The sequence below is a fragment of the Christiangramia pacifica genome (genome assembly GCF_057221535.1).
Window position 1 is genome coordinate 2,634,816 of sequence record NZ_CM170146.1, and the last position, 26,254, is coordinate 2,661,069.

At 36.3% G+C, this 26,254-nt stretch carries 29 protein-coding genes; 22 read left to right on the top strand and 7 right to left on the bottom strand.

The window, feature by feature from the left end; translation table 11 throughout:
- Window positions 1-144 precede the first annotated feature (144 nt).
- Window positions 145-729 (top strand): RNA polymerase sigma factor, encoded by a 585-nt coding sequence (locus AC2S94_RS12050; protein WP_484628824.1) that lies wholly within the window; start codon window positions 145-147, stop codon window positions 727-729.
- A gap of 61 nt (window positions 730-790) precedes the next feature.
- Window positions 791-943, top strand: a complete 153-nt coding sequence (locus tag AC2S94_RS12055; RefSeq protein WP_484628825.1) for a hypothetical protein — start codon at window positions 791-793, stop codon at window positions 941-943.
- A gap of 39 nt (window positions 944-982) precedes the next feature.
- Here AC2S94_RS12055 and AC2S94_RS12060 read toward each other — a convergent pair whose 3' ends face one another.
- Window positions 983-1,639, bottom strand: a complete 657-nt coding sequence (locus tag AC2S94_RS12060) for an endonuclease III domain-containing protein (protein ID WP_484628826.1) — start codon at window positions 1,637-1,639, stop codon at window positions 983-985.
- A gap of 31 nt (window positions 1,640-1,670) precedes the next feature.
- Between AC2S94_RS12060 and bcp the strand changes: the two genes are divergently transcribed.
- The gene (gene bcp / locus AC2S94_RS12065; protein ID WP_484628827.1) at window positions 1,671-2,123 is read left to right on the top strand and encodes a thioredoxin-dependent thiol peroxidase; all 453 of its coding nucleotides are present in this window, start codon (window positions 1,671-1,673) and stop codon (window positions 2,121-2,123) included.
- Between the two features lie 42 nt (window positions 2,124-2,165).
- On the opposite strand, the gene AC2S94_RS12070 is transcribed toward bcp, so the two are convergent.
- The 6 genes from AC2S94_RS12070 to porX form a co-directional block, all read right to left on the bottom strand.
- A complete protein-coding gene (locus AC2S94_RS12070) occupies window positions 2,166-2,546 on the bottom strand; it encodes a DUF4258 domain-containing protein (protein ID WP_484628828.1) in 381 nt (126 codons plus the stop codon).
- Between the two features lie 3 nt (window positions 2,547-2,549).
- Window positions 2,550-3,752, bottom strand: coding sequence for an alanine dehydrogenase (locus AC2S94_RS12075; protein WP_484628829.1), 1,203 nt, complete (start codon window positions 3,750-3,752; stop codon window positions 2,550-2,552).
- A 58-nt stretch (window positions 3,753-3,810) separates the two neighbouring features.
- Window positions 3,811-4,416, bottom strand: a complete 606-nt coding sequence (locus tag AC2S94_RS12080; RefSeq protein WP_484628830.1) for a hypothetical protein — start codon at window positions 4,414-4,416, stop codon at window positions 3,811-3,813.
- The gene (locus tag AC2S94_RS12085; protein WP_484628831.1) at window positions 4,358-4,504 is read right to left on the bottom strand and encodes a hypothetical protein; all 147 of its coding nucleotides are present in this window, start codon (window positions 4,502-4,504) and stop codon (window positions 4,358-4,360) included. Before AC2S94_RS12085 ends, AC2S94_RS12080 begins: the two co-directional genes overlap by 59 nt.
- Window positions 4,505-4,786: 282 nt before the next feature.
- On the bottom strand, window positions 4,787-5,191 hold the full coding sequence (gene tsaE, locus AC2S94_RS12090) for a tRNA (adenosine(37)-N6)-threonylcarbamoyltransferase complex ATPase subunit type 1 TsaE (RefSeq protein WP_484628832.1): 405 nt from the start codon (window positions 5,189-5,191) through the stop codon (window positions 4,787-4,789).
- Between the two features lie 128 nt (window positions 5,192-5,319).
- Window positions 5,320-6,870 (bottom strand): T9SS response regulator signal transducer PorX, encoded by a 1,551-nt coding sequence (gene porX / locus AC2S94_RS12095; RefSeq protein WP_484628833.1) that lies wholly within the window; start codon window positions 6,868-6,870, stop codon window positions 5,320-5,322.
- 122 nt (window positions 6,871-6,992) lie between these two features.
- Here porX and AC2S94_RS12100 point away from each other — a divergent pair, with 122 nt between their 5' ends.
- The 19 genes from AC2S94_RS12100 to hisH all read left to right on the top strand — a co-directional run bounded on the left by AC2S94_RS12100 (window position 6,993) and on the right by hisH (window position 26,253).
- Window positions 6,993-8,222 carry an HD domain-containing protein gene (locus tag AC2S94_RS12100; protein WP_484628834.1) on the top strand — a complete coding sequence of 410 codons (1,230 nt, stop codon included), beginning with the start codon at window positions 6,993-6,995 and terminating at the stop codon, window positions 8,220-8,222.
- A 24-nt stretch (window positions 8,223-8,246) separates the two neighbouring features.
- Window positions 8,247-9,275 carry a UDP-3-O-(3-hydroxymyristoyl)glucosamine N-acyltransferase gene (gene lpxD / locus AC2S94_RS12105; RefSeq protein ID WP_484628835.1) on the top strand — a complete coding sequence of 343 codons (1,029 nt, stop codon included), beginning with the start codon at window positions 8,247-8,249 and terminating at the stop codon, window positions 9,273-9,275.
- 4 nt (window positions 9,276-9,279) lie between these two features.
- Entirely contained in the window at window positions 9,280-10,665 is a 1,386-nt protein-coding gene (locus AC2S94_RS12110; RefSeq protein ID WP_484630917.1) for a bifunctional UDP-3-O-[3-hydroxymyristoyl] N-acetylglucosamine deacetylase/3-hydroxyacyl-ACP dehydratase, read from the top strand.
- 5 nt (window positions 10,666-10,670) lie between these two features.
- Window positions 10,671-11,456 (top strand): acyl-ACP--UDP-N-acetylglucosamine O-acyltransferase, encoded by a 786-nt coding sequence (lpxA, locus tag AC2S94_RS12115; protein ID WP_484628836.1) that lies wholly within the window; start codon window positions 10,671-10,673, stop codon window positions 11,454-11,456.
- 7 nt (window positions 11,457-11,463) lie between these two features.
- Window positions 11,464-12,030, top strand: coding sequence for an elongation factor P (efp, locus tag AC2S94_RS12120; protein WP_484628837.1), 567 nt, complete (start codon window positions 11,464-11,466; stop codon window positions 12,028-12,030).
- Between the two features lie 8 nt (window positions 12,031-12,038).
- Entirely contained in the window at window positions 12,039-12,968 is a 930-nt protein-coding gene (locus AC2S94_RS12125; RefSeq protein WP_484628838.1) for a UDP-3-O-(3-hydroxymyristoyl)glucosamine N-acyltransferase, read from the top strand.
- A gap of 6 nt (window positions 12,969-12,974) precedes the next feature.
- Window positions 12,975-13,370, top strand: a complete 396-nt coding sequence (locus AC2S94_RS12130; protein WP_484628839.1) for a nuclear transport factor 2 family protein — start codon at window positions 12,975-12,977, stop codon at window positions 13,368-13,370.
- A 113-nt stretch (window positions 13,371-13,483) separates the two neighbouring features.
- Window positions 13,484-13,849 (top strand): BlaI/MecI/CopY family transcriptional regulator, encoded by a 366-nt coding sequence (locus tag AC2S94_RS12135; protein WP_484628840.1) that lies wholly within the window; start codon window positions 13,484-13,486, stop codon window positions 13,847-13,849.
- A 67-nt stretch (window positions 13,850-13,916) separates the two neighbouring features.
- Window positions 13,917-15,932 (top strand): M56 family metallopeptidase, encoded by a 2,016-nt coding sequence (locus tag AC2S94_RS12140; protein ID WP_484628841.1) that lies wholly within the window; start codon window positions 13,917-13,919, stop codon window positions 15,930-15,932.
- Window positions 15,933-16,096: 164 nt separating this feature from the next.
- On the top strand, window positions 16,097-16,231 hold the full coding sequence (locus AC2S94_RS12145) for a hypothetical protein (RefSeq protein ID WP_484628842.1): 135 nt from the start codon (window positions 16,097-16,099) through the stop codon (window positions 16,229-16,231).
- A 181-nt stretch (window positions 16,232-16,412) separates the two neighbouring features.
- Window positions 16,413-17,288: a succinate--CoA ligase subunit alpha gene (gene sucD, locus AC2S94_RS12150; RefSeq protein ID WP_484628843.1), complete on the top strand. Its 876-nt coding sequence runs from the start codon at window positions 16,413-16,415 to the stop codon at window positions 17,286-17,288.
- A gap of 127 nt (window positions 17,289-17,415) precedes the next feature.
- On the top strand, window positions 17,416-18,162 hold the full coding sequence (fabG, locus tag AC2S94_RS12155; RefSeq protein ID WP_484628844.1) for a 3-oxoacyl-[acyl-carrier-protein] reductase: 747 nt from the start codon (window positions 17,416-17,418) through the stop codon (window positions 18,160-18,162).
- A 70-nt stretch (window positions 18,163-18,232) separates the two neighbouring features.
- Entirely contained in the window at window positions 18,233-20,266 is a 2,034-nt protein-coding gene (locus AC2S94_RS12160; protein ID WP_484628845.1) for a VWA domain-containing protein, read from the top strand.
- A gap of 15 nt (window positions 20,267-20,281) precedes the next feature.
- A complete protein-coding gene (locus tag AC2S94_RS12165) occupies window positions 20,282-21,097 on the top strand; it encodes a prohibitin family protein (RefSeq protein WP_484628846.1) in 816 nt (271 codons plus the stop codon).
- A gap of 215 nt (window positions 21,098-21,312) precedes the next feature.
- The gene (gene hisG, locus AC2S94_RS12170) at window positions 21,313-22,176 is read left to right on the top strand and encodes an ATP phosphoribosyltransferase (protein ID WP_484628847.1); all 864 of its coding nucleotides are present in this window, start codon (window positions 21,313-21,315) and stop codon (window positions 22,174-22,176) included.
- 21 nt (window positions 22,177-22,197) lie between these two features.
- Window positions 22,198-23,481, top strand: a complete 1,284-nt coding sequence (gene hisD, locus AC2S94_RS12175) for a histidinol dehydrogenase (protein ID WP_484628848.1) — start codon at window positions 22,198-22,200, stop codon at window positions 23,479-23,481.
- Entirely contained in the window at window positions 23,482-24,534 is a 1,053-nt protein-coding gene (hisC, locus tag AC2S94_RS12180) for a histidinol-phosphate transaminase (protein WP_484628849.1), read from the top strand.
- Window positions 24,527-25,666, top strand: coding sequence for a bifunctional histidinol-phosphatase/imidazoleglycerol-phosphate dehydratase HisB (gene hisB / locus AC2S94_RS12185; protein WP_484628850.1), 1,140 nt, complete (start codon window positions 24,527-24,529; stop codon window positions 25,664-25,666). The genes hisC and hisB overlap by 8 nt, the downstream gene beginning before the upstream one ends.
- Window positions 25,666-26,253 (top strand): imidazole glycerol phosphate synthase subunit HisH, encoded by a 588-nt coding sequence (gene hisH / locus AC2S94_RS12190; RefSeq protein WP_484628851.1) that lies wholly within the window; start codon window positions 25,666-25,668, stop codon window positions 26,251-26,253. Before hisB ends, hisH begins: the two co-directional genes overlap by 1 nt.
- Window position 26,254 lies beyond the last annotated feature (1 nt).

Below are 26,254 nucleotides of genomic sequence, written 5' to 3' on the forward strand. Positions count from 1 at the left end.
TTTGTTTGCAATTCTCAATTTTATCTTGCTATATTTGAGCCATAACCCGAAAATCAGAGTTGCCTATTCAGCACAGTTACTTTTTTTAACTTAATAACCTAACCCGTAGAAACCCCAAGTTTCTGCACATTTAAAGTAACTGTTATGAATAACACTAAGGTAACTGACGCTTCGCTCGTTCGTGATTATCTTGATGGAAATGAAAACGCACTTGGCGCCCTCATCAATCGTCACCAACACCGTATTTACAGTTTTATTTTTTCAAAGGTTTATGATAGGGATATCGCTGAAGATATTTTCCAGGATACTTTCATCAAAGTGATCCGCACCTTGAAAAGAGGAAAGTATAACGAAGAAGGAAAATTTCTTCCTTGGGTAATGCGAATTTCGCATAATCTTGTCATCGATCATTTTAGAAAGAATAAAAGAATGCCAAAATTTGATAATAGTGGCGACTTCAATATTTTTTCAGTTTTAAGTGATGGCGACCTTAATGCCGAAAAGCAGCTTATAAAAGATCAGATAGAAACTGATGTTCAGGAATTGATAAAAGAATTACCGGAAGATCAATTGGAAGTTCTTACGATGAGAATCTACAAGGACATGAGTTTTAAAGAGATTTCTGAACGTACTGGAGTTAGTATCAATACCGCTTTAGGTAGGATGCGGTATGCATTGATCAATCTTCGGAAGATCATCGAAAAAAGAAATTTAATTTTAACTAATTAAGAATAACAATATCCCCCCGTTTGTTCCGTTATTCTATAAAACCATCATAAAATAATACCAAATGGGGAAACTTTACTTTAAAAAAACTTCGAAAGAAGAAAAATTTCATCATCCAAGACCAAAAAAGGAAACCATTGATTTTCTTTTGAATTATTCAAAAGCATTGAATGTAAAAGAATACAAGCAGATGAAGTTTGAATCGCTTCTGAATTAATTTTAAAAAAGACCTGTATAATTAGCCTACGGGTCTTTTTTATTTCTTTTTACTGAGGTGCTCTTTAATTACACTTTTTCTTCCTATAGTATTGGTGATGATGTCTTTCTCAAGATCCCAACCCCTCGCAGGAGAATATTGCCTACCATACCAGATAATTTGTAGATGAAGCTTATTCCATAGATCTTTTGGAAATAATCTCTTTGCATCCTTTTCTGTTTGTACCACATTCTTTCCATTGGTCAGGTTCCATCGATACATCAGGCGATGAATGTGTGTATCTACCGGAAATGCGGGAATATTGAAGGCTTGAGCTACCACCACGCTGGCGGTTTTATGACCAACGGCAGGAAGTTCTTCCAGGGCTTCAATATTAGCCGGGACCTTGCCATTATATTTTTCGATCAGTATCTTAGAGAGTCCGTGAATTCCTTTAGATTTCATCGGCGATAGGCCTACTGGCTTTATAATTTCCCTGATTTCTTCCACGCTCAATTTAACCATATCAAAAGGATTATCTGCAATTTGAAAAAGCTTTGGCGTGATTTGATTGACCTTTACGTCTGTACTCTGAGCAGACATCAGAACGGCTATTAGTAAAGTGTATGGATCTTTATGATCTAACGGAATTGGTATTTCCGGATAAATATCATTTAACGTATCAATAACGAACTGTACCTTTTCCTTTTTGGTCATAAAGTTTTAATTTAGAGCAAAAGTAATAATTATGACAACATTGAAAGAAGGGGATAAGGCTCCCAGTTTTAAAGCTGAAGATCAGGATGGAAATGAGATAAAACTGAGCGATTATAAAGGAAAGAAATTAGTGCTGTTTTTCTATCCTAAGGCGAGCACGCCCGGCTGCACCGCTGAAGCCTGTAACTTGAGCGATAACTATGATCTTATGAAGGAGAAAGGTTATGAAATTCTTGGAGTTAGCGCTGATTCTAAGAAAAGACAGCAAAATTTTAAAAATAAATATGATTTCAAATATCCTTTATTAGCTGACGAGGACAAGGAAGTGATTAATGCCTATGGCGTTTGGGGACCTAAAAAATTCATGGGAAAAGAATATGATGGTATCCATAGAACAACATTTATCATCAATGAAGAAGGAAAAATTGAAGAGGTAATCAAGAAAGTAAAAACAAAGGCTCATGCAGAGCAAATTCTGGAATAACAGATTTTCAGAAAATAAAGGTGAATGAAGAAGGCGAATAGTTTATTCGTCTTTTTTCGTATATGCCTTATTAATAACCGCGGTACTATCGCAATTTTCAATTTCCAGCTCTATATTTTGTTCCTTTGAAATTCCTGATATGATATAAATATTACAAGGTTCAGCATCTGTATTGCTTCTGTTGAAATCTACATCACCGTAGTCAAGAATTTCAGATACCGCTGAAGTATCGATTCTGTTATTTTGGAAAAAGGAGATTGCTTCATCTGAAAACTGCCTTTCTTTAATTCTGATATTTTTTAGCACTCTGGCATTCGGAGAATAATCACAGGATGTTTTTTTACCTCCCAAAAAGAACAATAAAATAACAATTCCAAAAAAAAGGCCTAGTCCGTAATAAGCCAGGCGGTGAACAAGTTTCATTTATTAAAAGATCAATAGATTTATATCTCGATAAGAAAGATTAAACCACTCTGCGATAGATTTGCTGGTCAAAATTCCGTGGTAAAAATACAAACCATTACGTAAACCTCTGTCAAATCTCAAGGTATTTTCCAGTCCGCCTTCTTCAGCGATGTGCAATAGGTAAGGAGTGAAAATATTACTAATAGATAAAGAAGATGTTCGAGCATACCTGGAAGGGATGTTAGGCACACAATAATGAATCACGTCATGTTTAGTGAAAATCGGCTCATCATGTGAGGTAATTTCGCTGGTTTCCACACAGCCACCCATATCAATACTCACATCAATAACCACAGCACCACGTTTCATAGATCTAACCATTTCTTCAGTGACCAGGATAGGAGAACGGTCTTTTCCTCGAACTGCACCAATGACAACATCAGCTCTTTTTAAAGCTTTGGCTAGATTTTTAGGCTGAATGGTACTTGTGTAAAAAGTATTTCCGAGGCTGGCCTGGATATTTCGAAGTTTGGTTAGTGAGCTGTCAAAAACTTTCACACTTGCTCCAAGCCCGATGGCCGATCTTGCAGCAAATTCTCCAACCGTTCCAGCACCAATAATTACAACTTCTACAGGCGGCACACCACTAATATTTCCAAACATCAAACCATTTCCCTCTGCATGATTGCTCATGATCTCTGAAGAAATTAGAACGGAAGCCGTGCCGGCTATTTCACTCAATGCTCTAACAATAGGATAACTACCGTCATCATCCTTAATGAATTCAAACCCGAGGGCAGTAATTCTTTTTTCAGCAAGTTTTTGAAAATATTCTTTGCACTGTGTTTTTATCTGAAGCGCTGAGATCAATATCGTTTGAGGATTGATGTAATTCAATTCTTCGATAGAAGGCGGTTCGATTTTTAAAATGGTAGGACAGGAAAATACTTTTTTAGTATCCTTGGTGATCTCCGCTCCCGCGTCTGAATAATCTTTATCACTAAATCTCGCCCATTTTCCGGCTCCAGATTCGATCATTACACGATGCCCATGAGCAGTTATAGCTGCTACAGCATCTGGACTTAGACAGATACGTTTCTCCTGGTAAGCTGTTTCTTTAGGAATACCAATAAATAGCTGACCTTTACTTTTGTAGATTTCAAGAGTTTCCTCTTGTGGAATAAGTTGTTCCTTAGTAAAAGGTGACACCTGCTGTTTGCCCATATAAATAAGTTAAAGCAGTTAAATTACAACTTAATTTGTAAAATGAAGAAATTAGAAATTAGAGTTTTCGGTAGTAATCTTCGATAAGCACATTGGATTCTTCATATTCTTCAGAATCATCTTCCTCCTGGAATTCTTTGATCTCTTTTAGATCTCTATCCGATACCGGCGAAAACACAGAGATTTCTGTTTCGTCCAATTCCGAAAGATCAAGACCGTAAACACGATCAAAAATTTTAATTCTAATAAGATAGACAATGGAAAGTATGGCGATGAAAAATGGAGCTAAATAAATTAGTTGATTGATGTCCATATAATCCGTTCGGAGATAAACGTCATCGTACACAACAACGACAAGTTGATAAGAGAACATAGCGATTGGAATTAAGATTACATGATACCACCAATGCTTGCAGGTAAAAAACCACAATAGTAAAAGGAAAAGAGGTGTGATTTTGCCTAGATAGGTCCAGGCTGCGGTCATTACGTCTTCGTAATATTTACTTTCATAAGTAAAAAAAGAAGTTTCCCAAACGGGCCCGTTTGGGAAAACTTCGTATAAATAAAATATATAAGGTGAAAATGCTATACAAATAGCTACAAGACTACCCAGCAGAAGGAATCCTGATCTTTGATTTTTGTACGGCTTGTTCTTTGATCTCATGCTTTGTAACATTGTCATTTGAAGTTGAAGTTACAAAAAAACTAGCTCCAAATATTGCGGCTGCGAAAAGTACTGCTTTAAGTTTCATAATTATAGGTTTTTAAGATTGTTATTTCGTTTTGTTTTCTAGAACAAACATATAACAACTTAATATCCTGTCAGTTAAAACATTAGTCGTACCTTTGCGCCCTTTTTCAAGCAAAAAATTGCCCAAAAAATCGCTTTAAAAACTTAAAATATGTTAGTTTAAATTTATTTATAAATCGTTCAATGAATAAAATCTTTTTAATTCACTTTATAAAACAATTGTAAAAGTAAAAAAATTCTTACAAACTATTTTACGCCGCATTTTTTACGGTTTTTGATTTTGTTAACAAAACTTTAACTTTCTGGTGTTCTCAGATTCTACCTGAATAAGCAATTTTTGGGTGTTTTCACCCAACAAATTTTCGACTTTTTCAGGCCACTCTATAAGATTCCATTCTCCGGAATCCAGGTAATCTTCAAATCCAATGTCTAAAGCTTCGGTATCATCTTCGATCCTGTAAAAATCAAAATGAAATACCGGTCCTTTTTCTGACTCATAATGGTTAACTAGTGAAAACGTAGGACTGGAGACGTTATCATGTACGCCGAGTGCTTTTACCAGCTCTTTAATTAGAGTGGTTTTACCTGCACCCATTTCACCGTAAAAAAGCAAGATCTTGCTCTTTGTGTTACTAAGTATGTAATCTACGGCTACATCCAGTTCTTGAAGCTTGTAGGTTAACTCCATAATTCAAAATGTCAGATTTGGGATGATAAAGATATATAAAAAAATCTATAAACAACACACTCAACTGATAATCAGTTGAATAGAAATTTATTTTATGTATTATAACGATAAAAATGGCATTTCATCGACTATTTTGGATTTAGGACTACAAAAGGGATTACAACTTCCTCTAAAGATATCCCGCCATGCTGATAAGTATTCCTATAATAACTAACGTAGTGATTGTAATTATTGGGGTAAGCAAAGAATAAATCTTCTTTCGCAAAAATGTAAGAACTACTCATATTTATAGTCGGTAAATGAACAGATTTCGGATCTTCAATGGCTAAAACCTCCTTATCCTCATAAGTCAAACTTTTTCCTGTTTTATATCTTAGGTTAAGACTTGTATTCTTATCGCCTATAACCTTCGATGGATTTTTCACATTAATAGTTCCATGGTCTGTGGTAATGATCAGTTTAAAACCTGATTGCTGCGCTTTCTGTATGATTTCTAAAAGAGGTGAGTTTTTAAACCAGCTTTGCGTAAGGCTTCGATAAGATTTATCATTTGAAGCCAATTCTTTAATGACCTCCATTTCAGTTTTAGAATGCGAAAGCATATCCACGAAATTGTAAACTACGACTGTAAGGTCATTTGACTTCTGGGTTTTGAAATTGTCAACTAGTTTTTTTCCGCCTTTAAGACTGGTAATTTTATGATATTCGAATTTTAGATCGCTACCCAGTCTCTTTAATTGTTCTGCAAGAAATTCGGCTTCATAAATATTCTTTCCACCGTCATCAACATCGTTTTTCCAGTATTTAGGATAAAGCTTTTCCATTTCGCTAGGCATCAAACCAGAAAAGATTGCATTACGTGCATATTGGGTAGCCGTTGGAAGTATACTGTAATAGGCGCTTTCTTTTTCCTTTTTAAAATAAGGATTAATAATAGGCTCTAAAGACTTCCATTGGTCATATCTTAAATTATCTACGACTATCATTAAGGTCGGTTGATCCTTTTTAAGTTCAGGCAACACCTTATTCTTGAAAAGCGTATGAGACATTACCGGTGGCTCAGCATCCTTTTCAAACCAACTTTCGTAATTTCTAGATATGAATTTGAAAAATTGATTATTGGCTTCCTGTTTTTGAGATTCAAGAATTTCAAACATTCCAGAATCTTCGATCTCCTCCAGCTGGATTTCCCAGTAAACTAATTTCTGATAAAGTTCAGCCCACTCTTCATAAGAATTTACTTGGGACATTTCCATGGCAATTTTCCTAAATTCCTGCTGATAATTAGAGGTTGTTTTTTCAGAAACCAATCTAGAATGATCTAAATTTTTCTTGATACTTAAAAGAATCTGATTTGGATTTACTGGTTTTATAAGGTAATCTGCGATTTTGCTGCCTATCGCTTCCTCCATTATATATTCCTCCTCACTTTTGGTGATCATCACGATAGGAACGGTTTCTCTCTTTTCTTTAATTTCAGCTAGCGTTTCCAAACCAGTAAGTCCAGGCATATTTTCATCCAGAAATATAATGTCAAAATTTTCATTTTCAATCTGCTCCAGAGCTTCTGTTCCACTTTTGCAGGTATGTACATCATAGTTTCGGGATTCAAGGAACATGATGTGTGGTTTCAATAAATCAATTTCGTCGTCTACCCACAATATTTTGATATTACTCATATTCTAATTTTATTTTTTTGGTTTTCCTGAGCTATTCAGAAAATATCTTCATGGTTTTGAAGTTATTATCGTGGCTCATATCATATATGTATCTTTGCTCTGAACTTTAGAACATTTATAGCTTGGCGTCGCAAACTAAACTTAAAATATTAAACGATCCAATTTACGGTTTTATTACCATCCCGAATGAACGGATCTTCAGGATCATCGAACATCCATACTTTCAAAGATTACGCCGAATTTCCCAGATGGGACTTTCCTATTTAGTATATCCCGGGGCTCATCATACAAGATTCCATCATGCTTTAGGTTGCGTACATTTAATGCAGAAAGCCGTGCGAGTGCTTCGCTATAAAGGAGTTGAAATTTCAGAGAAGGAGGAAGAGGCATTATTGATAGCTATTTTGATGCACGATATTGGTCATGGTCCTTTTAGCCATGCTATGGAGCATAGCTTAGTCGAAGGTGTTGATCATGAGACTATTTCCCTTCTATTTATGGAGGAAATGAATCTAAAGTTTAACCAAAGTTTAACGCTGGCAATAAAGATCTTCAAGGGTAGTTATGAGCGAAAATTCATGAATCAGCTTATTTCAAGCCAGATGGATATGGATCGCCTGGATTATCTGAAACGGGATAGTTTTTATACCGGTGCTGTGGAAGGAAATATAAATAGTGAGCGTCTAATTACCATGTTAAACGTAGTGAATGATGAACTTGTAGTAGAGGAAAAGGGAATCTATTCTGTAGAAAAGTTTCTCATCGGTAGACGTCTCATGTACTGGCAGGTTTACCTACATAAAACAAGTCTTGTTGCAGAACAACTTTTGATTAGAGTTTTAAAACGGGCGAAAGAACTGATAGAAAACGGAGAAAATTTAAATGCCAGCGGTTCGCTAATGTATTTTCTAGAGAATAAGATCACCAGGGAAGATTTTGATCAGAATACGCTAGAGATGTTTTCAAGGCTAGATGATAATGATGTGATTGCTGCCATGAAAGACTGGATGTATTCTGATGATTTCGTGCTGAGTAATTTGTGTGAAATGATCATCAATCGAAATCTTCTGAAAGTTAAAATCAAAAAGAAGCGGCCATCAAAAGAAAAATTAGAGAAAAGATCTTTGGCACTTCAGAAAAAATATAAAATATCAGAAAAAGAGGCTTCCTATTTTGTTTTTGAAGGAGAGATCGCCAACCTGGCCTATAAAAAAGAAAAAGACAACATTAATATATTGCATAAGAATGGTAAGATCAATGATGTAGTGAAGGTTTCCGATCAATTTAATTTGAAAGCACTCACAAATACCGTTACCAAATACTATATGTGTTATCCAAAAGTTAAAGATTAACTCATTTTTTTTACTTTTGCCAGAATGAAGTTTACTGCAACGCAAATAGCCGAAATATTAGACGGCCAAGTTGAAGGCAATCCTGAAGCGGAAGTTTCAGAACTTGCCAAAATTGAAGAAGGGTCTGAAGGCTCCCTTACTTTCTTAAGCAATCCAAAATATACTTCCTTTTTATATACCACCAATGCTTCGATCACTATTGTAAATAATGATTTTGAAGTTGAACAACCGGTAAATACCACTTTAATCAAGGTTAAAGATGCTTACAAAGCATTTTCGACTTTGCTGGAATATTATAACCAGATCAAACTCAATAAATCTGGAATTGAACAACCAAGTCATATTTCAGAATCTGCCACTTATGGCGAAGGACTTTATTTAGGTTCTTTCGCTTATATAGGCGATAATGTGAAAATTGGTGACAATGTGAAGATTTATCCTAATGTATATATTGGTGACAATGTAAAGATTGGTAATAATGTCACCTTATTTCCGGGCGTGAAGGTTTATTCTGAAAGTCTTATTGGTAGTGATGTTACCATACACAGTGGAGCTGTAATAGGTGCTGACGGATTTGGATTTAGTCCGGGTGATACAGGAGAGTATAGCAAAGTCCCTCAAATAGGAAATGTAATCATTGAAGATCATGTAGATATTGGTGCCGCTACTACAATTGATAGAGCCACCTTAGGATCTACGATCATCAGAAAAGGAGTGAAGCTGGACAATCATATTCAGATCGCCCACAATGTGGAAATTGGAGAAAATACTGCCATTGCCGCTCAAACCGGTGTTGCTGGTTCAACCAAAATCGGTAAGAATTGCCTAATTGGCGGTCAGGTTGGAATTTCAGGACATCTTACCATTGGAGATAGAGTTAAAATTCAGGCTCAATCAGGTATTGGTCGCGATATAAAAGATGACGAAATGCTGCAGGGATCTCCTGCAATTGGGTATAGTGCTTACAATAAGTCCTATATACATTTCAAAAATCTTCCTCAAACTATGAATATAATACATCAACTGGAAAAAAAGATGAATAATAATGGCTGATAGAATTACCAAACAAAGAACTATTCAGGAGGAAGTATCTCTTGAAGGTGTTGGCCTTCATACAGGTAAAGAAGTAAAATTAACCTTCAAACCTGCGCCGGAAAATACAGGGTATGTTTTTGTAAGAACAGATCTTGAAGGAAACCCTCAGGTAGAAGCAGATGTAAGCTATGTTGTAAATACAAAAAGAGGGACAAACCTTGATAAAAAGGGCGTTACCATTCAAACTTCTGAACATGTTCTTGCAGCCTGTGTAGGCCTAGAAATAGATAATCTTTATATAGAACTGAATGCTTCAGAGCCGCCAATCATGGACGGTTCATCCAAATATTTTGTTGAAGCTCTAGAAAAAGCTGGAACTGTAGAACAGGAAGCCGATAGAGATGAATACGTGGTGAGCGAGATCATTTGTTATCGTGATGAAAATGGTAGCGAAATTATTGCCATGCCAGCAGATGAATATCAGGTGACTACCATGGTGGATTTTGGAACTAAAGTTTTAGGAACCCAAAATGCTTCCATCGAACACATATCTGAGTTCAAAACTGAAATTGCAGATTCAAGGACTTTCAGCTTCCTTCACGAAATTGAAACTTTACTGGAACATGGACTTATTAAAGGTGGTGACCTGAATAATGCTATCGTTTACGTAGATAAAGAAATCAGTGAAGAGACTTTAAAAAAATTGAGAGTAGCTTTTAACAGAGATGAAATTTCTGTAAAGCCTAACGGAATTTTGGATAACCTGAACCTGCATTATCCGAATGAAGCTGCAAGGCACAAATTACTGGACGTTTTAGGCGATGTAGCGCTTGTTGGAACCAGAATTCGTGGTAAAATTATAGCTACTAAACCTGGTCATCATGTGAATACGGAATTTGCCAAAAAACTGGCAAAAGTGATCAAGGCGGAGAAGAGAAACAACGTTCCTAAGATAGATCTTTCACAACCTCCATTAATGGATGTGAACGATATTATGGATACACTTCCACATAGATCACCATTTTTACTTGTAGATAAGATCTATGAACTTACAGATTCTCATGTTATCGGGATGAAGAATGTAACGATGAATGAACCGTTTTTCGTAGGTCATTTTCCAGGAAAGCCTGTAATGCCGGGAGTTCTTCAGGTAGAAGCTATGGCGCAAACGGGTGGAATTCTTGCATTAAAATCAGTTCCGGATCCTGAGAATTATTTGACCTATTTCATGAAGATCGACAATGTTCGATTTAAAAGACAGGTAGTTCCGGGAGATACTCTTATCTTCAAACTGGAATTATTAGCACCAATTAGACGTGGTATTTGCCAGATGCAGGGATATGCATATGTAAACGGACAATTAGCTACAGAAGCCATATTAATGGCACAAATTGTAAAATCAAAATAAAGATTATGAACCAACCTTTAGCATATGTGCATCCGGGAGCAAAGATCGCCAAAAACGTGGTGATCGAGCCTTTCGCGACTATACACAATAATGTAGTGATTGGAGAAGGTACCTGGATTGGTTCCAATGTTAGTATAATGGAAGGTGCTCGCATCGGGAAGAATTGTAGTATTTTTCCCGGAGCAGTAATTTCAGCAGTTCCACAGGATAAAAAATTCAACGACGAAGATACCTTAACTGTGATCGGTGATAACACCACCATTCGTGAATGTGTTACCATTAACAGAGGTACAACCGATAGAATGAAAACAGTAATTGGTAATAACTGTTGGATCATGGCCTATTGCCATATCGCCCATGATTGTGTGGTAGGCGATAATTGTATTTTTTCGAATAACAGTACTTTAGCAGGACATATTAATGTTGGAGAACATGTAATATTAGCTGGAATGGCAGCTATTCAGCAGTTCTGTAGCATAGGTAAACATGCATTTGTAACTGGTGGATCATTGGTTAGAAAAGATGTTCCTCCATTTGTAAAGGCAGGTCGGGAACCTTTAAGTTATGTTGGGATCAATTCCATAGGACTTAGAAGACGAGGTTTCACCACGGAAAAAATTAGAGAGATTCAGGATATCTACAGGATCTTATATCAGAAAAATTATAACAACTCGCAGGCTGTAGCAATTATTGAAGCAGAAATGCAGGCAACAGCTGAAAGAGATGAAATATTAGAATTTATTAAAAACTCACAAAGAGGTATCATGAAAGGATACTTCAGTTCAAACTAAATTAAGAATGGCATCAACTAGCGATATTAGAAACGGACTTTGTATTCGTTATAACCACGATATTTATAAAATTGTTGAATTTCTTCATGTAAAACCTGGAAAAGGTCCGGCTTTCGTAAGAACCAAATTAAAGAGTGTTACCACGGGAAAAGTATTGGAAAATACATTTTCAGCAGGGCATAAGATCGAAGATATTCGAGTAGAAACACACAAATATCAATTTCTTTATGAAGATGGTGAGTTTTTCCATTTCATGAATGTTGAAGATTATACTCAGATCAGATTAACTGAAAACGCTTTGGATCAGCCAAAACTTTTGAAAGAAGGGGAAGTGGTTACAATTCTTATTAATACTGAAGATAACATGCCGCTTTCAGTAGATATGCCGGCAAGTGTTGTGCTTGAAGTTACACATACTGAACCTGGAGTAAAAGGTAATACGGCGACAAATGCTACAAAACCGGCAACTGTTGAAACTGGTTTTGAAGTGAATGTTCCTTTGTTCATTAATGAAGGGGATAAGGTGAGAATCGAAACAGAGAAAGGTACTTACAAAGAGAGAATCAAAGAGTAAGTATTTATATGAAATTTCCTCGCGAATATTCTTTAAAAGAAATAGCAGCAATTATCGATTGTGATTATGTTGGTAATGATGATTTTCCCGTGCAGGGGATGAACGAAATCCACGTAGTCACTCCCGGAGACATTGTTTTTGTAGATCATCCAAAGTATTATGATAAGGCCCTGCAGTCTGCTGCAACCATTGTTCTTATCAATAAAGAAGTAGAGTGCCCTGAAGGTAAAGCTTTGCTAATTTCTGATGATCCTTTTCGGGATTTTAATAAACTTACTAGGCATTTTAAACCATTTCAGCAATTGAATAGCGTGATCTCTGAATCTGCTGAAATCGGTGAGGGGAGTATTATTCAGCCGAATGCTATAATCGGAAATAATGTAAAAATTGGCAAAAATTGTCTAATACATTCAAATGTTACCATTGGTGATAATTGTGTTATTGGTGATAATGTGATTATTCACAGCGGAACTGTTCTAGGAGGAGATGCTTTCTATTATAAAAAACGACCTGAAGGCTTTGATAAGTTACTTTCAGGTGGTAGGGTAGTAATAGAAGATAACGTTGAGATCGGCACGAATAATTCTATAGACAGAGGTGTTACTGGTGATACCATTATTGGCGCAGGTTCTAAATTGGACAACCTAATTCAAATTGGTCACGATACCGTAATAGGAAAAAATTGTTTACTTGCATCCCAAATCGGGATTGCCGGTTGTGTGGTGGTGGAAGATGATGTAACCATTTGGGGTCAGGTAGGAATTAGAAGTGATGTTACTATCGCGACAGGCACAGTATTAATGGCGCAATGCGGAGTTTCAAAAGATACTGAGCCTAATACAACCTATTGGGGCACGCCTTTTGGAGAGGTACGAACTAAGCTAAAAGAATACGCTGCGATTAAGCGTTTACCTGAGATTGTTAAAAACATAAAATAATATACTATGGGTTTAAAGACTAAAGAAGTTGTAGAGCAATTTTATCAATCAAATTTTTATAATGATGAAGATGTTTTGCGTAGCTATTTGCACCCTGACGTGGAACTTTCCTGGTATGGAACTACCGGGCTTAGAAAATTAAACCTGTCTGGAATTGCAGAAATAAGCGAACAACTTGCTGAATCTTTTGAATCTTTAAGAGCTGAAGTTGATAAAATTGTAGTGGAAGGAGAAAACGCAGCTATTCATTTTACATATCACGTAAGAACTATCGAAAACCCGGATGAAGAAATGCCTTTAGCACACTTCATTGCTATGTGGGAAACCAAAGATGGTAAACTTTATAAAGGAGTTCAGATTAGTCAGTTAGGTGAAGAGATAGACGATAATCCCTGGGACTAAATAAATTTAGACACTATTTACCCTCTGATTTTCAGAGGGTTTTTTATTTATTTCTAATTCTATGTTTGTAGAATGAATAATTTATTCTACATTTGTAGAGTAATAATACTTATATGGAACTTTCAAACGCAGAAGAACAATTAATGCAGATCCTTTGGAAGAAGGAAAAAGCTTTTATGAAGGAACTTTTAGAAGATTATCCGGAACCTAAACCGGCAATAACTACTGTGGCCACTTTATTAAAGCGTATGCAGGATAAAAATTTTGTAGGCTACCAACAGGTAGGCCGTTCCAGGGAGTATTTTCCGAAGGTTAGCAAAAAGAAATATTTCTCTAAGCAGATGAATGGTATGATAAAGAATTTCTTCAATGATTCTGCCTCACAATTTGCGTCCTTTTTTACTGAAGAGTCCAATCTTTCTGAAAAGGAATTAGTTGAGCTTAGAAAGCTTATAGATGAAAAGTTAAAAAAGAAGTAGGATGTTAGAATATATCATAAAATCGGGCTCTTGTTTAGTAGTTCTTTTCTGTTTTTATAAATTATTCATGGAAAGAGAAAGTTTTCATAGAATTAAAAGAATTTATTTACTCTTGTCTCTTGCTATTTCAATTGTTTTACCTATTATCACAATAAGTTATGAGGTTGAAATTCCGGCGGAAGAGGTAGGTGAAACCATTATTTATTCTACCCAGAATACGGAACCTGGGGTTTCTACTGTTTCGTTCTGGAAAGAAAATTTACCCTATATACTGTTTCTCATATACAGTATTGGGTTTGTGATCTTCGGTCTTAGATTTTACAGGAATTTAAAGGCATTAATTTCTGAAGCAAAGAAGAATGACAAGTTGCACGACCTGCCTTATATCTATGTGTTGCTGTCTAAAAAACTGGATCCTCATTCCTTTTTACAATATATCTTTTTAAACAAAGAGGATTTCAGAAACCATAATATTTCAGGAGCGGTAATGGAACATGAGAAAGCTCATGTGGACCAGAAACATTCGCTGGACCTGCTTTTTATAGAATTACTACATGTAATTTTCTGGTTTAATCCTGTATTTCTTTACATCAAAAGATCTGTTCGGTTAAATCACGAATTTCTTGCAGACAGTAGTGTGATCAAGAAGAATTATAATCCACTGGATTACTCGAATATTTTATTTCAATACAGTTCCGGGCATCATCACAATTCTTTATCGAGCCCAATTAGTCATTCATCAATCAAAAAACGAATTATTATGATTACAAAAAGCTTTTCGCTAAGGCGGTTAATATTAAGATCTGTAGTATTTCTTCCTGTTCTTGGAGGATGTGTTTATCTGTTTAACGAAGATATTGTAGCTAAACCTAACTATATTAAGTCTGTGGCTAACAATCCAGTTACATTAGTTGATGATCTGCAGGATAGAAAAACTATAAGTATTAAAGTTGTAGAAGATAATATCTGGCTAAATCAGAAAGAAGTAGGCCTGAATAACTTCAAAGATGCTTTGGATAAATTAACCGATAGCTGGTCTAAGGAGGAAATGAAAAAGCCATTATTTAAAATAGATTTTCAAAATTCTACTACAGATTTTATAGAAAGTCTGAATGAAGAATATCGAAAAACAAAATTGTCTAAAATTTCTGAAACCGAATTTTTCGCACCAAGTCCTGTAGCACCGGGATCAACTGTACCGCCACCACCACCGCCAGTAAAAAAGAGAGGTGCACCGGCTGAAGGCAATCCAGGTAAACATAGTGATAGAGAAAGTCTTTTCAGTATTCATATAACAGGAAATACTCTTAAAGTAGACGGTAAGGAGATAAAAGCTCAAAATTTCAGTAAGATCCTGGATAAACTATCTGAAGGTAAGACCGATGAGGAATTAAAGAAATACAATTTCAGGATGCATATTTCAGATCCAGCGCCTGGATTTATGGAAAAAGTAAATGAAGAATTTAAAAAATCAAGATTATCCAGAGTGACCGGTCATGATATTTTACCTCCACCGCCACCAATGCCTCCTAAGGCTGGTGATGTTCCACCACCTCCGCCACCAGCTCCTGAAAAACATGCTTTAGAAATGAATGAAGAGGCTAGAAAATTGCATCGCAAAAGAGCCGAAGAAATGAGGGCTGTTGCGGAAGAGCAAAGAATCCTAATAAAGGAGGAAAGAGAGAAAATTCGGGAACTACAGGAAGAATTGCGAGAAGATCAAAATATTACTGCTACGGAGCGAAGAAAAATGATCGCCGATGTAAAAAGGAAAGAATCTGAAATGCGTAGAGAAATGATTGAAGCGGAGAGAAAGCATTTACGTTTAGAAAGAGCTCAGGCCAGAATGAGAGATATTCATCCTGAACCACCGATGGCACCGGCGCCACCGCCTCCACCAAAACCTGATGAGATCATAGACGAAATAGATAATGAAGGAGGAAGCTTTTATTACAACGGAAAGAAGATCGATGCCTTAACTGCAAAAAAAATAGCAAAGGAAAAGAAGAACATCAACGTTCACGTGAAAAGAGGGGGAGATGACCCCGGTAAAGTGGAGATATTTGATAATGAAGAAAATTAATAAATGAGAAGCCCGGTAGATATACTGGGCTTCTCATTTATATACACTTCAAAGAAGATAGTACTAACATCAAAATACTGGCTATTCAATGATATTTAAAATGGATATTTCGGTTTTCGATTAATTTCAATTTCTAAACATCTAAAAACTTTAATTCATTCATCATGAATTCATCGAATCAAAAGAAATCTGTAGATTTTGAACGAGAAATTAAAAAGATCAATAAACCAATTCATACGCTCTACGCTTTAATTTTAACTCTTTCAGCTGTAATCACTATTTACGTCATTAGCCTGTAATTCATTCTACTTTGAAAAGCATTTTGAGTTCAACAGCAGAAATCGAAAATCATTCTGCAATTTTTCGATAATCGCTAATTTTATAGGAATTTTAAGGAAATTCCCGTCAATAATCTATTAAATGACTTTAGGGTTTATATTTAAAAACATACTTTTGTAATCCAAAATTCAAAAGACACTTATGAGCGTTTTAGTCAATAAAAATTCTAAAATAATCGTGCAGGGCTTTACTGGAAGTGAAGGAACTTTCCATGCCGAGCAGATGATAGAATATGGTACAAATGTAGTTGGTGGAGTTACTCCGGGTAAAGGAGGGCAGAAACACCTTAATAAACCAGTATTTAATACAGTATCTGATGCTGTTGAGCAAACCGGAGCAGATGTATCAATTATTTTCGTACCGCCGGCATTTGCTGCAGATGCGATTATGGAAGCTGCTGATGCAGGTATAAAAGTAATCATCACTATCACTGAAGGGATTCCTGTTGCCGATATGGTGAAGGCTTCAGATTATATTAAAGATCGTGATTGTAGATTAATAGGTCCTAACTGTCCGGGAGTTATTACTCCGGGAGAAGCTAAAGTTGGTATCATGCCAGGTTTCGTTTTCAAAAAAGGAAAAGTAGGGATCGTTTCTAAATCTGGAACACTTACCTATGAAGCTGCAGATCAGGTTGTAAAACAAGGATTGGGAATTACTACTGCCATCGGTATTGGTGGTGACCCAATTATTGGAACTACCACTAAGGAAGCTGTTGAGTTATTGATGAATGATGACGAAACTGAATGTATCGTTATGATCGGGGAAATTGGAGGTCAGCTTGAAGCAGACGCAGCAAAATGGGTGAAAGAAAACGGTAATAAGAAGCCGGTTGTAGGATTTATTGCTGGTGAAACTGCTCCTGCTGGTAGAACAATGGGGCACGCCGGTGCGATCGTTGGTGGAAGCGAAGATACTGCTCAGGCTAAGAAGAAAATTCTTAAAGAGAATGGTATTCACGTAGTAGATTCTCCTGCTGAAATTGGAAAGAAAGTAGCTGAAGTTTTAAACAGCTAGACAAAAATATCTTTTATCTAAAATCCTTCTGTTAGATTCCTTAGGGAATATTTCAGGAGGATTTTTTATTTATGGCCTACCTAGGTTTTGTTATATTTGGCTTGTCAATTAACCAAGATCATTAAATATGAAATTATTAGAAGGAAAGAACGCTATAATCACTGGAGGAAGTAGAGGTATTGGTAAAGGTATCGCACAGGTATTTGCGCAACATGGAGCTAATGTGGCCTTTACTTATAATTCCTCGGCACAGTCTGCGGAAGAGCTTGCAAAGGAACTTGAATCTCTGGGAGTAAAAGCGAAAGCATATCAATCCAACGCTGCAAGTTTTCAGGAAGCTCAGGAGCTTATCGATAATGTAGCAAAAGACTTTGGATCTATAGATATTCTCATCAATAATGCAGGGATCACTAAAGACAATCTATTAATGAGAATGAGTGAAGAGGATTTTGATAAGGTGATCGAAGTGAACCTGAAATCTATCTTTAATATGACCAAGGCGGTTCAGAGAACAATGTTAAAGCAACGCTATGGAAGCATCATTAATATGAGTTCTGTAGTCGGTGTTACCGGAAATGCTGGTCAGGCGAACTATGCAGCTTCAAAAGCTGGAATCATTGGTTTTTCCAAGTCAATGGCCCAGGAATTAGGTTCCAGAAATATTAGAACAAATGTGATAGCACCTGGATTTATTGAAACGGAAATGACCGAAAAGCTTGATGAAAAAACTGTACAGGGCTGGAGAGACGCTATTCCTTTGAAAAGAGGAGGTAAGCCTGAAGATATCGCCAATGCTTGCGTTTACCTTGGGAGCGACTTGAGTTCTTATGTAACTGGACAGGTAATTCACGTAGATGGTGGGATGCATACCTAAAATTTATGCTACGGTTTAGATGTGAGATTATTTATTTTAATTCTTAACTTCACGCTTCTAAGCCATTTGAATGACGATTAGTACAATTATATATATAGCCCTGGCTCTTTTATTAGCGCTGGGGTTTGCTTTTTTTCAATACCTGTACAAACGGAAAAACAAATCTCGAAAGGATTATATTTTCTTTTGTTTACGAGCATTTTCGGCATTTTTAATCCTTCTTTTATTCATCAATCCCCGAATCTCATCTATAGATTACGAATTGACAAAACCGGAACTACTTTTGCTTTCTGATAATTCTCAGTCTATAGACTATCTGGAAGCAGAAAATGCTTTGAAAGAATTTGGTGATTACATAAAGAGTAACACTGATATAGAAGCAAACTTTGAGATCAATGATCTAAGTTTTGGTGCCGATTTACAGATTTCAGACAGCCTGGATTTTAATCAAAATCAAACTGATATTTATTCTGCGCTGTACAGATCTCAGGATATTTATCCGGATAAGCAAAAAGCTGTCATCTTACTTTCAGACGGAAATCAAAGTTTAGGAAGAGATTACAGGTATTTTAAGCAGAATTCCAATACCAGCATTTATCCGGTAATTCTTGGAGATACCACAAGCTATCAGGATCTAAGTATCTCAAGAATTAATTCCAACAGGTACGCTTTTCTGAGGAATAGATTTCCCGTAGAGGCTTTCATTAATTTTTCAGGGAAAGGGCCGGTTGAAACTACCGTGAAAATAAAGTCAAGAGAAAATGTGATATTTTCTGAAAAAATTCAATTTTCAAAAGGTGAAAATTCTCATATTCTGAGAACAGATCTGCCGGCAAATTCATTAGGAGTTCAATCCTATACCATCGAAATAGATTCGTTAGAAAACGAAAAAAATTCCAGCAACAATAGTCAGAATTTTGCTGTGGAAGTGGTAGATGAGCGAACCAATGTTTTGATAATTTCAGATATTTCTCATCCTGATCTTGGAGCAATTCAAAAGGCTATTGAAAGTAATCAGCAAAGAAATTCTGATATAGTTTACTTAAAAGATTTTGACAATCAATTAAATGATTATCAATTGATTGTGTTGTACCAGGTAAATCAAAGGTTTAGTAAGGTTATTAAGGATGTCATAGAGGATAATTTAAATTACCTTTTAATTTCAGGAAGTAAAACCGACTGGAATTATTTGAATAGTCTCCAACTTGGTTTGAATAGAAATGCGGTAAATCAACCTCAGGAATATTTTCCTGTTTATAATAAAGGTTTTAATTCATTTCAGTTTGAAGATATCGAATTTAATGATTTTCCACCTTTAGTTGATAAGTTCGGACCTCTAGAATATGATAACGGTAAATACAATAGTTTACTATTTCAAGAAATTGAAGGAGTTAATAGTAATGAACCATTGCTTGCCGTAACTAAGAACTCACCAAAATCTGGATTTCTACTGGGTGAAAATATATGGAGGTGGAGAGCAAAATCTTATTTGGACAATCAGTCATTTCAAAATTTCGACGAATTCTTTGGTAAATTAATTCAGAATCTTGCTAAAACTTCTGCCAGGCAAAGGCTCACCGTAGATTCAGAAAATTTCTATTATGCCAATCAGAATGTGATCATTTCAGCACAGTATTTTGACGAGAATTACCAGTTTGATGCCTCAGCGAACTTGAAAATCAAAATAGTAAATGACAGTTCTGAAGAAAGTTTTACTTCGGACCTGGTGCTGAGAAATAACTTTTACCAGTTTGACGGTGGAGACCTGGAGCCTGGGGATTATTCTTTTACCGTTCGTGTTGAAGATAAAAACCTTAACAGAACAGGTAAGTTTAAAGTGATCGACTATAATACCGAGCAGCAATTCGTTTCCTCTAATCTAAGCGGAATGGTGGCACTCGCCGAAAACAATGAAAGCGATTTATATTACCAGGATCAGGCAGAATTGTTGATCAGAAATTTGCTGAACAATGATAAGTTCAAGCCTGTACAGAAAAGCCATCAAAAAAACGTACCTTTGATCGACTGGTATTACCTGCTGTTTATCCTGATAATTGTCCTTGCCGCTGAGTGGTTTTACCGAAAATATTTAGGACTAATTTAAATTTCAATTTTACATATGGAAAGATTACCGAAGATCGTAGTGCCATTATTTATTGGTGTTGTTGTTTTAATAATTATCATAACCAAATCTACAGTAACTATAGATTCCGGTGAGGCCGGAGTTTTGTATAGAACTTTTGGAGGTGGAGTGGTTACCGACCAACCGCCATTATCTGAGGGTTTTCATTTTGTAGCTCCTTGGAATAAAGTTTTCGTTTATGAAGTGCGTCAGCAATCCATCGACGAGGAAATGAGAGTGCTTTCTTCAAACGGACTGGAGATTAGATTGGATGCTTCAGTTTGGTTTCAGCCGGAATATGAAGTTCTAGGTAAATTACATCAGGAAAAAGGGGAGGCTTATATACAGCGTTTGTTGCAGCCAGCCATACGTTCAGCTACCAGGGCAGTCGTAGGAAGATATAATCCAGAGCAGCTTTATGCCAGTAAAAGGGAGGCTATTCAGAAGGAGATTTTTGATGAAACCAATTTGTTGCTTGAAGACCAATATGTTCAGGTGAATGAAGTTCTGGTAAGAGATGTCTCATTGCCTCCAACGATTAAAGAAGCTATTGAAAGAAAACTTAGACAGGAACAGGAATCTTTGGAATATGAATATAGGTTGACTAAGGCAGAACAGGAAGCCGAGCGTCAGCGTATCGATGCGGAAGGTAAAGCTCGTGCAAACCGGATTCTAAGTGAATCACTTACAGACAAGGTTTTAAAGGAAAAAGGAATTCAGGCAACGGTAGAATTAGCTAAATCACCTAATTCTAAAGTAGTTGTAATTGGATCTGGAGATGAGGGAATGCCTCTAATTCTTGGTAATAATTAATAAACAAATATTAAATATTTGATTTCAGGTTTTATTTCTGAAATTTTTATTTAGATTTGAATTCACAATGAGAAAATATTCTGTACATCATCATCATTTTTCTATCCACGCTCAGGCGAGGTGAATATGATATGTTGTAACATTAACTAAAATATCATAACCCGTTTGAGCAATCAAACGGGTTTTTTTATTTCTAATAGTAGCCAATTAAAATTATGAGTAAAGAAAAATTAAGGATTGCGGTTCAGAAATCAGGACGTCTTTTTGAAGATTCCATTAGTATTCTAAAAGATGCTGGTATTTCTATAGATAATGGAAAGGAGCAGTTAAAGGCATCTTCCAGAAACTTTCCTCTAGAGGTGATGTATCTAAGAAATGGTGATATTCCTCAATATCTTCGAGATGGAGTTGTGGATGTTGCGATCATAGGCGAGAATGTTCTGATTGAAAAAGGTCAGGATATCATTAGAGGCGAAAAACTAGGCTTTTCGAAATGTCGCGTATCTCTGGCAGTTCCAAAATCTTTCAATTATAACGGAATTAAGGATCTGGACGGTTTAAAGATAGCGACTTCTTATCCTAATACCGTAAACGAATTTCTAAAGGAAAAAGGAATTTCAGCAGATCTTCATATTATTAATGGCTCAGTTGAAATCGCTCCGAATATTGGCCTGGCAGATGCTATTTGCGATATCGTATCCAGCGGAAGCACTTTGTTCAAAAACGGACTAAAGGAAGTGGAAGTGATGTTGAAAAGTGAAGCGGTGCTTGCTATCTCTCCAAAAATTTCTGAAGAGCGTAAAACTATTCTGGAAAAACTTCAATTCAGGATGAAATCGGTTTTAAACGCCAGAACTTCTAAATACATTCTAATGAATGTGCCTAATGCTAAGCTTGAAGCTGTGACCAGGTTGTTGCCTGGAATGAGAAGCCCTACAGTGCTTCCATTAGCTGAAGAAGGATGGAGTTCAGTGCATACAGTGATCAATGAAGAAAGGTTCTGGGAAGTTCTGGATGAATTGAGAAACTTTGGCGCCGAAGGAATTCTAGTAGCGCCAATTGAAAAAATGGTAATTTAATAACTGCGGAAAACTTAGTTTATGAATAAGATATTAAATCCGGAAAGAAAGGATTGGCCCGAAATCCTTAGAAGACCTACACAAACGGTGGCTGATATAGAACAAACGGTAAACCAGATTTTTGACGAGATCAGGATAAAAGGCGATTCTGCAGTCAGAAAATATACTGAGCTTTTTGATGGTATTCAATTAGATAAATTGCAAGTTTCCAGCTTGGAAATTGAAAATGCCTCAGGACAGATCTCAGAAGAATTAAAGTCGGCCATAAAGCTTGCTAAAGTAAATATTGAAAAATTCCATGCTGCTCAAAAAACCGAGCGTATTAGCGTAGAAACTACCAACGGGGTAAGATGCTGGCAGGAGAAGAAGTCAATTCAAAAAGTCGGACTTTATATTCCAGGAGGCACGGCACCTTTATTTTCTTCAATTTTAATGTTGGCGATACCTGCAAAACTAGCGGGTTGTGACGAGATCATTCTTTGCACGCCGCCAGATAAAGAAGGAAACGTGAATCCAGCAATCTTATATGCTGCAGAATTGTGTGGTGTTACACAAATATTCAAAATTGGAGGAATTCAGGCTATTGGTGCAATGACTTTTGGAACCGAAAGTGTACCTCAGGTTTATAAGATCTTCGGACCAGGAAATCAATTTGTCACCGTTGCAAAACAACTGGCTACAAAATATCAGGTAGCTATAGATATGCCGGCAGGACCTTCGGAATTACTAGTTTTCGCAGATAAATCGGCGAATGCAGCTTATGTTGCTTCAGATCTTTTAAGCCAGGCGGAACATGGTTCGGATAGCCAGGTAATTATGGTTTCCACTTCCGAAGCAATGATTGAAAAAGTTTCAGAAGAAATATCAACGCAAATACAGGATCTTCCGAGAAAAGCAATAGCCGACAGAGCCATTGAGAATTCTCGTCTAATATTAGTGAAATCAGATGAAGAAGCACTTCAATTGATCAATGAGTATGGGCCAGAACATTTTATCATCTGTTCTGAAAATGAGAAATTTTTTATAAGCGGGGTTAGAAATGCCGGTTCAGTCTTTATAGGAAACTATACTCCTGAAAGTGCCGGAGATTATGCTTCAGGAACGAATCACACCTTGCCAACTAACGGCTATGCTAAACAATATAGCGGAGTCAACCTTGATAGTTTTATGAAAACGATCACTTTTCAGAAGATTTCTGAAGAAGGGATCAAGAAAATAGGACCTTCGATCGAGTTACTTGCCGAAGCAGAGGGTTTACAGGCTCATAAAAATGCGGTTAGTCTGCGTTTAAAAGATCTCGATTAAATGAAACAATTCGACATTAATAAAATTGTTAGGTCTAATGTGGCCGGTTTAAAACCATATTCTTCCGCTCGTGACGAATATAAAACCCAGGGCGAAGAGATGGTCTTTCTGGATGCGAATGAAAATCCCAATGAAAATGGATTGAATCGATATCCCGATCCACAGCAAAACGAAGTCAAAAAGAGTCTTTCTGAGCTTAGAAATATCCCCGCCAAGAATATCCTTTTAGGTAATGGAAGTGACGAAGTGCTGGATCTAATTTTCAGAGCATTCTGTGAACCGGGAATAGACAATGTGATCACCTTACCACCAACTTACGGGATGTATAAGGTTTTAGCCGATATCAACAATATCGAGAACAGGGAAGTTTATCTAAACCACGACTTTGAACCTGATGCTACGGCAATTATGAGTCAGGCAGATGATCGCAGCAAGATTTTATTTCTTTGTTCACCGAACAATCCTTCCGGAAACACTTTCGATGCAGACACGGTAATTGGTCTACTCGAAAATTTTAAAGGTCTTGTTGTCATTGATGAGGCGTATATTGATTTTTCAGAGAAGGAAAGCTGGATTAGTAAACTGGAATACTTTCCGAATTTGATTGTAACTCAAACCTTTTCAAAAGCATTCGGACTGGCAGGAATTAGACTGGGAGCCTTGTTTGCTTCAAAAGAGATAATTACTATTCTGAATAAAATAAAACCTCCATACAACGTCAATCAGCAAACGCAAGAAAAGGCACTATATGCTTTGAGAAGTCTAGAAAAAATAAAATCACAAGTTGGTGATATTCTAAAGGAAAGAGATTATTTATCTAAAGTATTACTTGAAGTTAATTTTATTAGCAAAATATATAAATCTGATGCTAACTTTCTACTTCTGGAAGTAGACGATGCAAATAAAAGATATCAGGATTTTCTTAAGAAAGGTATAGTAATTAGAAACAGAAGTAATCAACCCCTTTGTGAAAATTGTTTGAGAATTACGATTGGTACCAGAGAGGAAAATAAAAAATTAATCGAAGCCTTTAAAGAATTAGATAATGAATAAAGTATTATTTGTAGATCGGGATGGAACTTTGATCCACGAGCCTGAAGATTACCAGATAGATAGTCTGGAAAAGCTGGAATTTTATCCTGAGGTATTTACTTATCTGGGAAAAATTGCCAGGGAACTGGATTACGAAATTGTAATGGTGACAAATCAGGATGGATTGGGAACCGATGAATTTCCAGAAAATGATTTTTGGCCAATTCAGAATTTCATTGTCAAAACCTTTAAAAATGAAGGTGTCGAGTTTAAAGATCAATTGATCGATAAAACTTTTGCTAAGGATAATTCTCCAACCAGGAAGCCAAATACTGGTCTACTAGAAGAAAACTATCTAAATAATCCTCAATATGATCTTAAAAATTCTTTTATGGTTGGGGATCGTTTGACTGATGTAGAGTTCGCCATGAATTTTGGAGGGAAGGGGATTTTTATTGACACTCATGAAGATCTAGCCGCAGATGAAGTCGCAAACGATAAATCTGAAGTTAAAAAACATATCGCTTTAAAAACCAATTCTTGGAAAGAGATCTATGAGTTTTTAAAACTTCAGGATAGAACTGCCGAAATTGAGCGAAAGACCAATGAAACCGATATAAAAATAGAACTGAACCTTGATGGAACCGGAAAAAGCGAAATAAGCACCGGTATCGCATTTTTTGATCATATGCTTGATCAATTAGCGCGTCATGGCCAAATGGATCTTAAAATAGCTGTGAAAGGTGATCTGGAAGTAGATGAACATCATACTATTGAAGATACCGCAATTGCATTGGGGGAAGTTTTCAGTAAAGCACTGGGGAATAAATTGGGAATCGAGAGATATGGTTTCTGTTTACCTATGGATGATTGTTTGGCTCAGGCAGCTATAGATTTTGGAGGTCGTAACTGGTTAGTTTGGGAATCAGATTTTAATCGAGAAATGATTGGAAAAATGCCCACTGAAATGTTCTATCACTTTTTTAAATCTTTTACAGACGGAGCAAAAGCTAATTTAAATATCAAAGCTGAAGGCCAGAATGAGCATCATAAGATCGAAGCTATATTCAAAGCTTTCGCGAAAGCTATTAAAATGGCAGTGAAAAGAGACACCGAAAAAATGATTTTACCCTCTACAAAAGGAATGCTTTAATGAAGATCGTTATTATAGATTATGGTGCAGGCAATATTCAGAGTATAAAATTTGCCATTAAACGACTTGGATACGAAGCGGTTTTAAGTAGTAATGAGAACGAAATAAGACAGGCAGATAAAGTAATATTCCCAGGTGTTGGAGAAGCTGGTAGTGCCATGAAGATGTTGAGATCTACGGGACTGGATAAAGTGATACCAACGCTCAAGCAGCCTGTATTAGGAATATGCCTTGGAATGCAACTAATGTGTGATCATTCTGAAGAAGGAGATACTCAGGGACTCGGAATCTTTAAAGCAGATGTAAAGAGATTTGATAATTCTGTAAAAGTGCCTCAAATAGGATGGAATCAGATCACCAACCTTGAAACTCACTTATTTGATAATGTTGAGGATGAGGAATATGTTTATTTAGTGCATAGTTACTACGTTCCGGAATGTAAAGATGAAATTGCGAGGACTGAATATGGAGTGAATTATTCTACAGCATTACATCGTGATAATTTTTACGGAGTGCAATTTCACCCGGAGAAAAGCAGTAAGACCGGGGAACAGATTTTAAAGAATTTTTTGAAAATAGAATTATAAA